The organism is Pseudomonas auratipiscis (assembly GCF_036324085.1).
Classification (GTDB): domain Bacteria; phylum Pseudomonadota; class Gammaproteobacteria; order Pseudomonadales; family Pseudomonadaceae; genus Aquipseudomonas; species Aquipseudomonas auratipiscis.
Window position 1 is genome coordinate 160,979 of the sequence record NZ_JAZDCU010000005.1, and the last position, 15,155, is coordinate 176,133.

General features: G+C 54.8%; 12 protein-coding genes. 6 read left to right on the forward strand and 6 right to left on the reverse strand.

Translation table 11 applies throughout. The annotated features are described in order from the left end of the window. Positions 1–100 precede the first annotated feature (100 nt). Positions 101–292, forward strand: a complete 192-nt coding sequence (locus V0R60_RS09090) for a hypothetical protein (RefSeq protein WP_136474070.1) — start codon at positions 101–103, stop codon at positions 290–292. A 38-nt stretch (positions 293–330) separates the two neighbouring features. Here V0R60_RS09090 and V0R60_RS09095 read toward each other — a convergent pair whose 3' ends face one another. Beyond that, positions 331–2,415 (reverse strand): TonB-dependent receptor, encoded by a 2,085-nt coding sequence (locus V0R60_RS09095; RefSeq protein ID WP_330079188.1) that lies wholly within the window; start codon positions 2,413–2,415, stop codon positions 331–333. A 443-nt stretch (positions 2,416–2,858) separates the two neighbouring features. Between V0R60_RS09095 and V0R60_RS09100 the strand changes: the two genes are divergently transcribed. After that, positions 2,859–4,151 carry an OprD family porin gene (locus V0R60_RS09100; RefSeq protein ID WP_136474072.1) on the forward strand — a complete coding sequence of 431 codons (1,293 nt, stop codon included), beginning with the start codon at positions 2,859–2,861 and terminating at the stop codon, positions 4,149–4,151. Positions 4,152–4,265: 114 nt separating this feature from the next. Here the strand turns inward: V0R60_RS09100 and V0R60_RS09105 are convergent, their stop codons facing one another. Beyond that, positions 4,266–5,930 (reverse strand): FMN-binding glutamate synthase family protein, encoded by a 1,665-nt coding sequence (locus V0R60_RS09105; protein WP_330079189.1) that lies wholly within the window; start codon positions 5,928–5,930, stop codon positions 4,266–4,268. A 215-nt stretch (positions 5,931–6,145) separates the two neighbouring features. Here V0R60_RS09105 and V0R60_RS09110 point away from each other — a divergent pair, with 215 nt between their 5' ends. Continuing rightward, entirely contained in the window at positions 6,146–7,336 is a 1,191-nt protein-coding gene (locus V0R60_RS09110) for an MFS transporter (RefSeq protein ID WP_330079190.1), read from the forward strand. Between the two features lie 214 nt (positions 7,337–7,550). After that, positions 7,551–8,546 (forward strand): ADP-glyceromanno-heptose 6-epimerase, encoded by a 996-nt coding sequence (rfaD, locus tag V0R60_RS09115; RefSeq protein ID WP_330079191.1) that lies wholly within the window; start codon positions 7,551–7,553, stop codon positions 8,544–8,546. Here the strand turns inward: rfaD and V0R60_RS09120 are convergent. Beyond that, positions 8,543–9,922, reverse strand: coding sequence for a flavin-containing monooxygenase (locus V0R60_RS09120; RefSeq protein WP_330079192.1), 1,380 nt, complete (start codon positions 9,920–9,922; stop codon positions 8,543–8,545). The two genes, rfaD and V0R60_RS09120, sit on opposite strands and share 4 nt — an antisense overlap. 657 nt (positions 9,923–10,579) lie before the next feature. On the opposite strand from V0R60_RS09120, the gene V0R60_RS09125 reads away from it, so the two are divergent. Both V0R60_RS09125 and V0R60_RS09130 read left to right on the forward strand, forming a co-directional pair. Further along, positions 10,580–10,900, forward strand: a complete 321-nt coding sequence (locus tag V0R60_RS09125) for a DUF3077 domain-containing protein (RefSeq protein ID WP_330079193.1) — start codon at positions 10,580–10,582, stop codon at positions 10,898–10,900. 32 nt (positions 10,901–10,932) lie between these two features. After that, positions 10,933–11,136 (forward strand): hypothetical protein, encoded by a 204-nt coding sequence (locus V0R60_RS09130; protein WP_330079194.1) that lies wholly within the window; start codon positions 10,933–10,935, stop codon positions 11,134–11,136. A 311-nt stretch (positions 11,137–11,447) separates the two neighbouring features. Here the strand turns inward: V0R60_RS09130 and V0R60_RS09135 are convergent, their stop codons facing one another. The 3 genes from V0R60_RS09135 to V0R60_RS09145 are packed head-to-tail and all read right to left on the reverse strand — an operon-like array spanning position 11,448 to position 14,407. Further along, complete coding sequence (locus V0R60_RS09135; protein ID WP_330079195.1) at positions 11,448–13,355, reverse strand: AAA family ATPase; 1,908 nt, start codon at positions 13,353–13,355, stop codon at positions 11,448–11,450. Then, complete coding sequence (locus tag V0R60_RS09140; RefSeq protein ID WP_330079196.1) at positions 13,342–13,845, reverse strand: ABC-three component system middle component 5; 504 nt, start codon at positions 13,843–13,845, stop codon at positions 13,342–13,344. The genes V0R60_RS09135 and V0R60_RS09140 overlap by 14 nt, the downstream gene beginning before the upstream one ends. Further along, complete coding sequence (locus tag V0R60_RS09145; RefSeq protein WP_330079197.1) at positions 13,820–14,407, reverse strand: ABC-three component system protein; 588 nt, start codon at positions 14,405–14,407, stop codon at positions 13,820–13,822. The genes V0R60_RS09140 and V0R60_RS09145 overlap by 26 nt, the downstream gene beginning before the upstream one ends. Positions 14,408–15,155: the final 748 nt, after the last annotated feature.

The following is a 15,155-nucleotide window of genomic DNA, read 5'->3' on the forward strand; positions in this document are numbered from 1 at the left end:
GTATTTGTTTTGCATTGTATTTCAAACAGATAGAGCAACCCTGTTCTGTCACAAAGTTTGCGTAGGTTAGCCGCTCACGGCCCAGGGAGTACGTGTCGAAATGAATGCAGTAAGTGAGCCGGCTTCGCCCTCATCAGCAATGAATCATGAGTCGCTTCAGCGAGTGGCTCAATGGTTGAAACAAAATGGAAGAACCCGGGGCAGGAAGTCCGATCACCGTCGTACATTGTTGGCGCGTTATCCAACCGGCTTGATCACCGAAGCAGAGCTCGAAGCCCTGCTGGGCAATTGACCGACAAGCCGATCGGCGCGGGCTTGCCCGCGCTTCTTTTAGAAACTGTAAGTGCCAGTAACCACCAGGCTGCGCGGATCACCGAACTGGATCTGCGCGGCGCTGGTAGCTGAGCTGTAGTAGGTCTTGTCGGCGATGTTGTTCAACGCCGCGCGCACGTCCCAATCCTTGGTACGGAACCCGGCCAAGGCGTCCCATCGACCGTAACCTGGCAACACCGCGGTGTTCTGGTTGTCGGCGAAGCGCTCACCCACCAGGGTCAGGCCGGTTTCGCCGTACCAGCCCATTTCCGGCTTCCAGGTCAGAAACAGGCTGCCATTGCGCTTGGCGACGTTGCTCACGCGGTTGCCTTCCTGACCATTTTCATCCTTGACGATGGTGGCATCCTGAATGCCGATACCGCCACGAACATACCAGTTGCCAACGATGTTGCCGGTAGCCGTCAGCTCGACACCGCGCGAGCGCTGCAAGCCGGTAAGCAAGGTAACGTCCGGGATGTTCGGGTCGCTGGTGCGACGGTTGTAGAGCTCCAGTTCGTAAATCGCCAAGGTGGTGCTCAGGCGTTCGTCGAGCCAGTCGCTTTTAACCCCGACTTCTTTCTGCCGCGTTTCTTCCGGGCTGGTTTCGTTGGTGTTGCCGGCAGCGCCTGGGGTAATGCCGATCAAACCGCCGCCCACTGGTGAGAATGTCTTGCTCCACGAGGCGTAGAAGGAGTGTTCCTTCCAAGGGGAATAGACCACGCCCAGCCGTGGGCTGGTGCTATTGCTGTCCTGCTTCTCGGAAAGGTTCTTGATCTTGTTGGTGGTCTCTACTTCGAACTGATCGAAACGCACACCGGCCAGCACTTGCCACTGATCGTTCAGGCGCAGTTGATCCTGGATGTACAGGCCACGGCTGTCGACCACGGTGTGGTTGTTGCTCGATAGCACCATTTGACCGTTGTACTGCAAGTTTCGGTCGGGGTTGTCGAGGTCTACGCCCGGCACTTTACCAGCGGCCTTGTAGAGCAGTGGATCGCGGCGTTGATTGCCGACCTCGATACCGGTCAACAAGGTGTGCTGCAAACCGAAGGTCTCGACGTTGCCTTCCAGCTCGATGGTGTTGAACAGGTTGCGTGTGTTCAAGTCTTGCTGCCAGCGCTGGCGGTTAACCTCGTTGGTTTTGGCGTCGTAGCCTGTCTGGTAGGTATTGTCGAAGTCGCTGTTGAGCTTGAACAGGCCCAGGGTATGGCGCACCTGCCAGTTCTCGCTGAGCTGGTAGTTAAGGCGCGAACGCAGCGACTGCGCCTTGTCATCGATGAAGTCGCGGTGGGTGTCGCCATAGGTGGTGCTGCGGCTGACATCGGCCGGGCGACCATTGACGCTTGGAATACCGCGATCAGGTGTGCGGTTGTAGCGGCTGTACTCGTACTGCACCAGCCAGTTGAGGTCTGGGGTCAGTTGCCAGTTCATGGATGGCGCGAACAGTTGGCGGCTGCCGTCGATGCCATGGCGGAAACTGTTGTTGTCCTGATTGCCCATGTTCAGGCGCAGGCTGATGTTCTCCGATGGGTCTGCGCTGAGGTCGGCGTACAAGCTGCGCAAGTCTTCGCTGCCACCCTGGGCTTCGATGGACGAGCGACGACCGGCTTCGGGCATCTTGCTTACTCGGTTGACGATGCCGCCTTGGCTGCCTCGTCCGTAAAGCACGGCAGCAGGGCCCTTGAGCACTTCGATACGTTCGATGTTGTGCAGGTCGCGCACGTACTGGCTGTCGTCGCGAATACCATCGAGGTAGAAGTCGTTACTGGCGTCGAAGCCGCGAATGCGCACGCTGTCGAAACGCGTGTCGGCACCATTGCTGACGTTGGGTATGCCGCCAAGTGCCTTGCCCAGATCATTGGTGCCGTAGTCCAGTACATTGCTGGTCTTCACCGAATCGATGGCCTGAGGAACATACCGGGCCGGGGTGGACGTGCGCGTCGCTGTGCTGACCTCCTTGACCCGCGGATCATCGCGCTCGCGGTCGCTTTCAGCGGTAACCGATAACTCGGGAAGGGTGGTGCTGGTGGCCAGTGCAAATCCAGAAGAGAGAAACAGGGAGACACCCAGGGTCAAGGGTGCCAGACGGCAGGGGGCAGGCATTAAGTACATCCGCAGGGCTTGAGGGTATTAGACGAAAAGAGGGGTTGAAATTTTGCGCGAATGATAATGCTTGCTATTTGCTTGTGTTAATTGTTTCTTTAAAGCTTGCAAGTATTTGTATTTCAAATTGTTTCTTGAGCGGGCCCCTGAACTCACGCCATAATTGTGCTGCTCATTGGGGACTTCGGGTCCTCGGAGTGCGACGAATTGCGTCGATACTCGGAGTAGTTTCACGAAATTTTGACATGCTGATCCGCACACGGATAGGATTCGGTCAACGCCTGAAGGCCCATAGACCAAGAGTCCAGAATAAAAGGCCCGTTGCGATCACTCGCAAGCGGGTTTTTTATTTTCTGACCCGCGAGCGTCAACCCACGCAGGGGGCGTGGTTTTTGGCGTAGGTCTCAGCGCGTATCCGACTAAGAAATAAGGAAAAGAATAAAATGTTGAAAACCAGGATCAGCTTGATCGCGCTGGGGCTTATGGCCGCGACTCAAGCATCGGCCAATGACCAGGCCGCAGCTAAGGGCTTCATCGAAGACAGCAGCGCCAGTGTTCTGCTGCGCAACGCCTTCATCAACCGCGACAAAAAGCATGGCACCGACGACCAGAGTGAATGGGGTCAGGCTTTCATCGGCAAGTTCTCTTCCGGCTACACCCAAGGCACCGTGGGTGTCGGTGTAGACGCTTTCGGTCTGTACGCTGTGCGTCTGGACGGCGGCAAAGGTCGCAACGGCGGCGCCGGTATCGACTTCTTCAAACCAGGCAATGGCGATACCCCAGCTGATCCGCAAAGCTCCCCACACAATCTTGCTCGTGGCGGCGCAGCGGTCAAATTCCGCGTCTCCAACACCGTACTGAAGTACGGAGACCAAATGCCGGAACTGCCAGTGCTGCAGTACGACGATGGCCGCCTGCTGCCAGAGAGCTACACCGGTACCCTGATCACCTCCAAGGAAATCAAGGGCCTGGAACTGAACGCCGGTCGCTTCACCCAGGAAGCACGTAAAAGTGCTGAAGGTCGTGACAGCGGTGGTCTGAAGTCGATCAACGTATTCGGCGGTAGCTACAAGTTCACCGAGAACCTGTCCGCTTCCCTGTACGGTTCCGACGTAGAAGACGTACTGAAGAAGCAGTACCTGGGCGTCAACTTCGTTCAGCCGCTGGCAGACGATCAGTCCCTGACCCTGGACTTCAACGGCTACAAGACCAAGCTGGACCGCGATTTCGCCACTGACGACCGTCGCGACAACACCATCTGGAGCCTGGCAGCCACTTACGCTTTCGGTCCGCACGCGCTGACCCTGGCGCACCAGCGCAGTACCGGTGACACCGGCTACAACTACGGTTTCTACCAGAACGCTGGTGGTATCGGTGACGGTGGTTCGACCATCTACCTGGCCAACTCCTACTGGTCCGACTTCAACAACGAAGACGAGCGTTCGTGGCAGGTTGCCTACGACCTGGACTTCGGCGCCTTCGGCGTACCGGGTCTGACCTACCGTGTAGCCTACGTGCGTGGTGACAACATCAACACCCGCGGCTTCGGTGAAGGTACAGAGCGCGAAATCTTCAACCAGTTCAAGTACGTGGTTCAGGAAGGTCCAGCCAAAGATCTGTCGATCAAGCTGCGTAGCTCGTTCCTGCGTACTTCCGACAGCATGCGTGAAGCTGAACTCAACGACGACGGCAACGAAGTCCGCGTGTTCGTAGAGTACCCAATCAGCATCCTGTAAATGCTGCTTGCGTCTCCAACAACCCCGGCCTAGGCCGGGGTTGTTCATTCAAGCGTTATATTCACCGAAAGCTGTGGGAGCGGATCGATCCGCAAAGGACTGTGCAGTAGTTCCCTAGGCCGGCATGCTTTCTTTGCGACGTACCGCAGGCTTGATCGGCGACGCTTCGCCTGTCTCTGGCTCAAAGCTGTCGCTACGCGCCATTCGCCACATCCGCGCATAGAACTCACTTTCGATCGAGCCACTGAGCAACTCGCCGGGCTTGAGGAACACATGCAACTGGGAAAATAGCTGGATCTCGCTGGCACTGATGCGCCGTACAAGGTGCTTGGGCTTTAGCTGTGATGGATGATCCAGCCCTGCCGCCGCGAGCATTTCGGCTAGCGCATGCAGGGTATTGCGGTGAAAGCTGCAAACCCGCTCGGCTTTATCCGGCACCACCAGGGCACGCTGACGAAGCGGGTCTTGAGTAGCGACGCCGGTAGGGCACTTATTGGTATGGCAGCTTTGCGACTGAATGCAGCCAATCGCGAACATAAAGCCACGCGCCGAGTTGACCCAGTCCGCACCGATTGCCAGCACGCTGGCGATGTCGAAGGCACTGACAATCTTGCCGCCTGCGCCAATGCGTACCTTGTCGCGCAGGTTCAAGCCCACCAGGGTGTTGTGGACGAACATCAGCCCTTCACGCATCGGCACACCAATGTTATCGCTGAACTCGCGAGGTGCGGCGCCCGTACCGCCTTCCTTGCCGTCGACAACGATAAAGTCCGGAACAATACCGGTCACCAGCATCGCCTTGGCAATCCCCATGAACTCCCACGGGTGGCCTAGACAGAATTTGAAACCCACCGGCTTGCCGCCAGACAACTCGCGCAACTGGGCGATGAACTGCAGCAGTTCCATCGGCGTGCGAAAGGCGCTGTGGGCTGCAGGCGAGATGCAGTCCTCACCCACCGTCACTCCACGGGTGGCCGCAATCTCGCTGCTCACTTTATGCCCTGGCAGAATCCCGCCATGCCCAGGCTTGGCGCCCTGGCTCAGCTTGATCTCGATCATCTTCACTTGCGGGTCACGCGCCTGTTCGGCGAAACGCTCTGGATCGAAACGCCCGGCCGAAGTGCGGCAACCAAAATAGCCACTACCGATTTCCCAGATCAGATCACCACCGTGCTCGCGGTGGTACGGGCTGATACTGCCTTCACCGGTGTCATGGGCAAAGCGACCCTGCTTGGCGCCCCAATTGAGCGCCGCGATAGCGTTGGCACTAAGGGCACCGAAGCTCATTGCCGAGATGTTGAAGATGGACGCCGAGTACGGCTGACGGCACTGCGGGCCGCCGATGGCAATGCGAAACGAAGCAGGGTCGGGGGTGTCGGCAGGCAACATCGAATGGCTGATGAACTCAAAGCCGGGGCGGTACACATCGATGAGCGTGCCGAAGGCCTTCTCGGCGCTTTCATTCTTGGCCCGTGCGTACACCAGCGAGCGCTGGGCGCGGGAGAACGGCAGCTTATCGTCATCGCCCTCGAGCAGGTACTGGCGAATTTCCGGGCGAATGGTTTCGATCAGGTAACGGATATTGCCGAGAATCGGGTAGTTGCGTCGCACTGCGTGATGGCTTTGTCGCAGGTCATTGAGGCCAACCAGGCTGAGCAGTGCACAGATCAGGGTGAAGGGCCACAGCCACACATGGTTGGAAAGAAACGGCAGGCTGATACAGGTAAACAGCAAACAGCCGACCAAACAGGCATAGCGGCTGGGAAGCGAAGCTTTCATGAATCTTCCACTGATATGAGAGATCCTTCCAAGGATAGGGCAAGCGCTCAAGCGGAAAACCCGTGAAATCAGTAAAAGACTTTTATTCCCGGCGTGCTTGACCTGAGCCGGGTTAGTTCGCAGATAGCTGAACCCAACTCCGCTAGTTGCATAACTGCCAGGCTCAGCGCCCGTGCTAAAAGATCTCTCCAGATGTTTCCGAGTGATTTCAAGCGATGACCGCACCTCGCATTCAACCCGCCGCCCAGGGCTTTGGCCTGCTGTGCCTGGCCAGCTACTTGCTGTCGCTGTCGTATGGCTCGACGTTTTTGTTGTCGTTGCTGGTCAGCACCCGCGGCGGCAATGAGCAGGACGCAGGCCAAATCATTTCGCTGGCCATGCTCAGTACCGTGGTTGCAGTGCTGGGCAGCGGTCATCTGGCTGACCGTCTTGGGTCTGCGCGGGCTATTGCACTGTCAGCGTGTTGCCTGGTGGTGGCCTGCCTGGGCTTTGCCCTGGTGCCTGGCACGGGCATTGGCCTGATGCTCTGCGGCCTTGTTCTCGGCTTGGGTTGGGGCGCGTTCTACACCCTCGGACCAATCCTGGTTAGCGAACGCGTCGAGGCGCAACGCCGTACCCACAGCTTTGCCTTGCTCTCGGGCAGCATGATGAGCGGTATCGGCTCCGGGCCTTTGGTCGGCAAGCTGGCCGGTGTGTTCGGCCTGCCGGTACAGACCGCGTTCTACACAGCTGCCCTGGCAGCGCTGGTCGGCCTGTTGATTTTCACCTACCTGGCGCACCTGCAGCGTCCGGCTTCCAGCCGTGTCAGCATCAGCAGGCGTGCGTCCATCGAGGTGCTGGGCTCGAAGGCGCGTTGGCCGATTGTCATGGTGGGTTTGGGTGGCGCAATCTTCGGTGGCCTGGGCAGCTTCCAGACGTCCTATGCGGCGGTACGCGGCCTGGATTACTCGTTGTTCTTCATTGGCTTCATGAGCGCGGCAATCAGTTGCCGGTTGTTGATCGCAGGGTGGGTGGTAAAGCGTGACGCCTATCAAGCCTCGTGCCTGCTCTGCGGGTTCATCGTTGTGGCGGTGCTGGCCTTGGGCTGGGGCGTGCAGGACAACCTTGGCTACCTGCTGGCCGCAGCGCTGTTGGGCGTCGGGTACGGCCTGAACTACTCGGTGATCAATGGCCTGGCGGCGAACCAGGCCCCGGCCGGTCTCACCCCGCAAGCCTTGCTGTTGTTCAGCCTTGCCTACTTTCTTGGGGTGTTCGGCTACCCCTGGTTGGCCGGTAACTTGATCGTCAGCAACGGCACCGAAGCAATGATGATCAGCCTGCTGCTGGTGGCGCTGCTGAACTGGGCGATAAGCCTCGGTCGACTTTACGGGCGCCGTCGCGACATGGCCTTGTCTGCGGCGGGCTAAGCATTACTGGTCCTGGGTCTGGTTCCAGACCGGCGTACTGGTAGAGCGAGCCGAAATAACGCTTGTCGCAGATAAACGGCTGCATCAGCGGCAACAGCAAAACAGAAGTCCGACGAGCGTTATCGCCAACAACGCATCTATTGACCCTGGTTAGTTTTTGAGCAGCAAACGTTGCCTACACTGAGAGCTCTGCACCCTCAAAGGGGGACAAAGCATGACCATTATCGTCACCGGCGCGGCCGGTTTCATTGGTAGCAACCTGGTCCAGGCCCTCAATCGACGCGATGAAACCGAGATCATTGCTGTCGACGACCTGACCGATGGCGACAAGTTTCGCAACCTCGCCGATTGCGAGATTGCCGATTACCTGGACAAAGACGACTTTATTGAGCGCTTTGCGTGCGGCCAGTTCGGCAAAGTCAGGGCCGTGCTGCACCAGGGTGCGTGCTCCAGTACCGTCGTGGACGACGGCCGATTCATGATGGACAGCAACTACCGCTTCAGCCGCGACCTGCTCGACGCTGCACAAAGCCTGCAAGTACCGATGCTGTACGCCTCATCGGCAGCGGTGTACGGCGCCGGGCGCGACTTTCGTGAACAACGCGAATGTGAGCGGCCATTGAATGTGTACGGCTACTCCAAATTTTTGTTCGACCAGCGCGTGCGCCGACAACTGCCGGTGTCACGCAGCCAGATCGTTGGGCTGCGCTACTTCAATGTGTACGGACCCCACGAACAGCACAAAGGCGCCATGGCCTCCGTGGCCTTTCACTGCTTCAACCAATACCAGGCCCACGGCAAAGTCAGCCTGTTCGGCAGTTACGGTGACTACCCAAGCGGTGGGCACCTGCGCGACTTCGTCTCGGTGGAAGACGTGGTCAAGGTTAACCTGTTCTTCTTGGATAACCCGCAACTGAGCGGCATCTTCAACGTCGGCAGTGGCCGCGCCCAGCCGTTCAACGACGTGGCCATGGCGGTTATCAACCACTTGCGCGAGCAGCACGACCACCCCCCGCTTTCCCGGGAGATGGCCTTGCTTGAAGGCATTCTTGAATACAGCGAGTTTCCTGAGCACCTGCGTGGCAAATATCAGTGCTACACCTGCGCCGACCTTGGGCAGCTACGGGCGGTTGGCTACCAGGAGCCTACCTTGTCGGTAGAGCAGGGTGTTGCACGTTACTGCGACTGGTTGCAGGCGACGCTCGCTTAGTGCTGACGTAGCGCCTTTACATCGCCCTTGGCAGCGGTTTCGCGCAGGTACTCGCCGAGCGAATCATCCATGGCCTGCAGCCAGCGGGTATGGTGCGGCACGGCGGCGGTGCCAGTAATAACCGAACGGTAGGACTTATCGCGATAGCCCATGATGTCCTGCTTTTTGTCCGACTTCCATTTCAGGAAAATGCGGTTTACCGCGTCGATATCGAAGCTTGGGTAGTCGGTTTGTTCGATCAGGTGCTTGATATAGCGGCCTTGAAATTCGTACATCGAAGCAGTGGTTTCCAGCGCTTCTTCCTCGGCACGCCAGCGAGCACTGTCGGCTTGCATTTCAGATGGCTGCGGCAACTTGATACGCCCAAGCATGTAATCGCGAGCAAACCAGGCCTGTGCATCGAACAGGTTGAAGCTGTACCAGAGGTCTTGCATGCCAAGGTAGAGCAACTGCGGGTTCTGCTCCCACACCACACCTTGATAGAGGCCTAGCGGCCACAGGCGATTGCCGGTGTTGAGGGCCAGGTCGTCCGGCAGGAACGGGAAGTGATGCTGATAGCCGGTGCAAAGAATGATCGCATCAACGCGCTTGCTCGATCCGTCGGCAAAATAGGCCATGTCGCCTTCAACACGCTGCAGCTGCGGCCGTTCTTCCCAGCCCTTGGGCCACTTGTAACCCATGGGCTGGGTACGCCAGGCGCTGGTGATCGAGCGTGCGCCATACTTGAAGCATTGCGAGCCGATATCCTCGGCGGAATAGCTGCTGCCGACAATCAGCACATCCTTGCCTTTGAATTCCAGCGCATCGCGGAAGTCGTGGGCATGCAGAATGCGTCCGGAAAACCGTTCAAAGCCGCTGAAGTCCGGCACATGCGGGGTAGAGAAATGCCCGCTGGCCACCACCACATAATCGAACACCTGCTCGATACCCTGGCCGATGGCGTAGTCGTAGGCGTTGACCGTAAAGGTACGGCTGGCCTCATCAAAGCTCACGGCCTTCACCGCCGTATTGAAACGAATGTAGTCGCGCACGCCGGCCTTTTTCACCCGGCCCTGAATGTAATCCCACAACACCTCACGCGGCGGATACGAAGAAATTGGCCGTCCGAAATGTTCATCAAAACTGTAGTCGGCGAACTCCAGGCACTCCTTCGGCCCGTTCGACCACAGGTAGCGATACATACTGCCGTGCACCGGCTCGCCGTGCTCATCCAGCCCGGTGCGCCAGGTGTAGTTCCACATCCCACCCCAGTCAGCCTGCTTCTCGAAACAGACCACCTCGGGCATCGGAGCGCCCTGGGCGTGAGCGGATTGAAAAGCACGCAACTGCGCCAGGCCGGAAGGGCCTGCGCCGATAATGGCAACACGAATAGTCATAAAAATTCCTGACAGAAAACACTGAAAAAAATGCAAAGCGTCTCCAGCCCTGAACGGTGAAACCGAGGGCAATGGAAAGCGAAAAATTCAGAAGTCAGCGGGCAGGTGGAGGAACAGGGCGTTTGCGTTTATGCGCGAGCAGAATGTCGCGGGGTGGAATCGACAGGGTGTGGAAAAGTGTCGAAAGCGGAGAGCTGAGCTGCGAAACACTAGCAACAGCGATGGGCCCGCAAGATTTGCCAAACAGCGCGGCAAACGGGCCTTGGGGGCGAAAGATACGTGTGATCTCATTCATGACGGGCTGATTCTGCCTCTTCTGGTTATGGATGCCTTTTTAGCTATAACGGATGGGACACGAGATTTCAAGGCTGGCGCCCTCGGCTTGCCTCACCTGACGATGAACGTTAGGCTTCCCGGGTCGCTGCAAAATCAGCGATCGGGTTTGGTCGCCCGTTCCCACAATTAGACGTTTCAGCGTCCAACTACGAATGCTGACGAGATGTTCGTCTGCACCTTCGTTTTATGGCGGCTGTGCGCGGGAGGCATTCGTGCCTGCCGGGTTTGTCTATTGTCTCGGTCGACCAACCTGCGTACAGCTGTCACCCAACTTGCTTGGTCGCGAGTGGTGCCAGTTCCACCACAATAGAGATGTTCACAATGACAAAAATAGTCCCGGATCCTCCGCAGTCCCTCTTCGGCAAAACTGCCGAATCCACCTTCGGCGCCTGCAACGCCGGCCACCCACCCCTGTTTACGGTGCGCGAAGGCATCGAAGCTGAAGACGCACTGGTCCATGTCTCGCTATTGCTCGAAGGCATCTACGACACCGCCCAGCAAGCCTGCGAGCATATTCATGACCTGCCCAAGAAAGGCCTGCTGTGGTCTACCCTGCATTCGGCGGACCTGGCGAAAGGGCTGGTAGATGCAGTGTTGGATGGGATTGATAGCGAGGTATTGAAGCGCAAAGGGCGGGGGTGAGTTGAGTGAAAATGCGGGGCTGGAGTGACCGCTTGAGAGGGGCTGCTTGGCGGCCCTTCGTCTGGGGTAAGGGTTTGTTCAAGCGGATGTGCCATGCGTTGCAGCCAATGGCTGAGCGCGGGCAACTGCCGCGCAAGCGAGTGATGATGGCTGATGAGGGGGAGGCCCTGCTTGCCACGGTACGCGAACGTCTGGCGGCCCCCCAGCGGGTGAAGGTTTTGCTGGATGACCTATAGGTTTTACAAAAAGTGGCAGACCGGTCAGATGCTTGCCTCTGAGAGCAATGGCATCGAAATCTAATGAAATGCCAAAACGAAAAAACCCGCCAGAAGGCGGGTTTTTCGGGGGTTCCAGAGATTTTGAAAGCCTTCTCCGGAACCTTGGATGGTGCGGCACCAGGAGTCGAACGGGATTTTAAAGCTTTGATAGAGATCAGTTTTATAAGCCATTGCAGCTAAGAATATCCCTATTTGTATCCTTTTCGCTTCCACCGTTTAGGTGGGCGGCCACAAACTGCGCCCAGTCTCAGATTAACTCTCGCCCATCTCTATCGCACATCCAGTGATCGGCTAGCCGGAGTAAATGCGCGTGAGACTACCATGGCGCTACTTTCTATTTCTGGGGTGATTTCTGAAGTCGCATAGATTAGCTGGAATTGGTGTTTATAGTTGGCGCACTCTTCAACAATGATTTTTTGTAAGTTATGGCTTCTGGTTTTTTCCATGCCGCCATCGTCGATTCCGTCCAAAATCATTAATCTTGGAACTCTCATTTCAGGAATTTCCAAGCTTGTCGTTAACAATGCTAAGTGGAATATGTGTCGTAAAACTACCGCTGAGCTTTCCGAGAAATTCCTAGAACCATTTACATAAACAGAATTCTCTTCAAAGTCAAATTTTACTGATTCGGCGTTTATAAATTCGACTTGAAGTGGTAGGTCTTTTTTTAGAAGTCGAATTACATTGCTTTCGACGGCTTTGGCGACTTCTAGCTTTCGACTTTCTTGAGCTAGTTCAAGGGATTTAATTGTATCGTTGAGAGAGTTTTGCTCCCCGGAGAGCTTATCGCGCTGAGATTGTAGTTCTTTGATTATCAACGAAAGCTTCTGCTTTTCGTAAGCTTGCTTAATTTCTTCATCAAGCGCTCCCAGTTCTCGAACCCTTTGTTCGAGAAAGATCTCGGCATCGCTTGACCAGATTTGAGAAACCGCCTTGTATTCTTTTTCTAATTTCTTAACTTCAGCGCTGGCGAGAGGGATGTCTTTTTTAAGGGTATTCGCCTCTTGCTCCTTTAGTTTAAGTATAAGTGTTGATTCTTTTATTTGAATTGAGAGCTCATTTCGCATTCTCAACATCTGGGCGCCATTCTTGTCCTGTGTGCTGGATTTGCAAAGATGGCAAGTATGAGGGTTGTCGCTAGGCTTTATTTCAGACAAGCATCCAGGGCAAAACTGAAAAGAAAGATTTTCAAAATAGTCGCGTGTGATTTTGGACTCGTCAAGGTTTTCAATCCTAGAAGAAAGTTCTTTGATGAATAGATTTGAGTCCAGGATTTCTAATTCTAATGATGCTAATTTGTCCTTCAGAACTGATTCGTAACCTTTTGCTGTGCTCAATCTTTTACGCAGCGTCTCGTTAACTTTGTTCGCGTCGTTCGCCTCTTTTCGAGAGATTTCTCGATCTTTCTTGAAAGTCTCGATACGAGATGCGAGCTCTGCTCTACTATCCTCAAGCTTTTTGATTGCCGTTGTGGGGTCTGCTAATTCTGGTGTTTGTCCAGATTTACCTAGGACACTAAAGATCCCTCGAAGCTCGGAGATTTTTTTCTCCAGTTCCCGTTCGATTTCTCTAACTCTAAGCTGGGCATTATAAAGTTCGTCGCTATATACGCCGCTCAAGTATCCGCCAATAGTTTCACGGGTCAGTGCGCTATCGAATGAATCAATCCTAAATATAGGGCTATGAACGGATGGCTGGTCCGCGTAAATAACTCTAAGCATCTGATGCATAGTGATATTTGAGGCCCCAGAACCTTGGGCTTGCGGGATGTCAAGTGCGCCAAATAGAGCCTGAGTAAAGCTTATTTTTTGTTCTGATCTTTTGAAAGGGTAGCGCTCCCACTGATCGGCACTCGCTTTGGAAGCGTCGGCCATTCGTCCCCAGAAGAAAGACATAGGTCTCATTGTCTGAGTGCTTATTTCTCTCATGAGTGTGACTGGAATGCCGTTGAGCTCAACCTCAACAATAGTAAAGGTGCATTTTAAAGCTTGAGGTTTCCAGCGTATGTTTTCTGCTCCGAGCGAATATGCAAGGAGGTCCATCACAGTGGTTTTTCCAGAGCTATTTCGTCCTCGTATGACGTTAACGCCTTCGTGGAAGTCGGCATCGAAAGCAGAGTGACCGCCTTGCTTTACTACCAAGTTGCAAACTTTCAGAGTTGGCTTAATTAATGTCATATCGATACTCTAATAGATCGGTCCTGTGTTTTAGCCCGTTTATCCCTTGAAGAGGGATGGCTGAAAGCTCTTTAACCAAGAACTCAAAAGTTTCCCCTGAACTGATCTCGAAGTTCGAGATTTTTTCTTTTATCTGTTCAGGTATTGCATTTGAGGCGATGATTTTCAACTTGCCTTTTTCAAAAAGATCAAGATCTATGAAGCCCGAGGCAGCTATATTTCGCAGTGCAGATGTTTGAATTTCCGCCATTTCACGGAATACATTCTTCGGATTAATAGGGTCTCGGTAGATATTGGCGGCGGCTTTTGCAATTTTTCTGCCGTGGGCCATGCCGCTTGGAAGCCTGACGCTGGCAATAGCTGATGGAAAGGTTAAATAAAAATCGCAAATCCGCAGAAGATCAATCTCTGCTTCTTTTAGTGCAACCGCTAGGGCAAGCATTCTGAAAACGCAGTGATAAGCGTCAAACGCTGGGTGGTATATCAGCATCTTTGTCCCACCGTATGTGGCAATTTCCAGCGAGAAAATATAGTAGCCCCAATAGATCCTTTACGGTGAACTCTAAGAAATTTTCACCGAGCATAGACTTTATGGTAAATAAAGCTTGATTTATGGAAGCATCTACATCTTGGCGATTGCCGCCACTTTCAATGATTGGTGTTACGGTTAGCATGTAGATAGTGTGAAGCTCATCGAGAATAATGGTGAACACGCGTTGAGCGCTTCTCGAGGTTTGATATTTCATTATCAGTTTTGCTGCGGTCTCTTTTTGCTGTATAGCAAAATTTAACATGTCTAGGCGACCGCTTGACTTTAGTTTTTCCTCTAGCCCGCGCACATCTCCGTCAGTTGGAACTGCCATATAGTGCTGCAGCTTGTGTGAGAAACCAGTGCTAGCAGGGTCGCCTACGCCATCAACTTTAAGTTTTGCATATAAAAGTGCCAGCTCGTCAGAGGATGGCGAGTTGATGACATTGTACGTGTTATGTTTGATAACGTCGCGGCCAGCGTTGTCGCCGCCAATGACGTTATCTGATTGTCTTGTATACAATGCGAGTCAACGCCTTGTTTGTTTTTTTATATCGCCACCAGCCATGTCACCACCCACGGTATTACCCTTTTGAGAGGCGAAGCTGTTACGCGAATTACTGGAAGACATTTTTGTGATGGCAACCTTCAAAGTCCAGCCTGTACCTAGGCCAGCTATAAAGGTAACAATATGAGAGAGATATTCCATTATCGGGCCTCACCAGATGAGCGTAAGTTGAATCCGTGTGCTGTCTTTGAAATCGTAGCTTATGGCCATTATTGCGTAAAGCCTCTTTTGCGTATCTTCGACCAAGCGCTGCAGGAAAGATAAACCTACAGTGCGGTAATCCCCACGTCATCCCGCCAAGAATGTTGAGTGTTATCAGGGATCAAGGCCCCTGCGGCCTGTGAGGGTTGTCCACTGACGCGGGACTGGCGGCTCTTTACGACCGGGTGCTTGGGCATCTCATGATCTGGCCTCCTGAGCACTTCCGAGGAAGTGGGCGGGTGGAGGCTGCGCTGGCTGACGAGTCCGGCGCCGCGAGATCCTGAGTCGGGTGAAGGCAGTGAAGCGATGACCGGGGGCATGCCTGACTGTCAGTCAGGTGCAGTCCATTCCGTGGGTTGCGGCACCATCATCTGCATCGCTGTTGCTGGTGACTTTTCGGTGTTTGTCACGCCGATTGTCACGAGGGGAAATGCCGCAAAGCCTTGTACGAGATGGGCTGCAGCAATGGTAGGAGCGCCCGTCTCTTTCCGGAAGAAAGAGA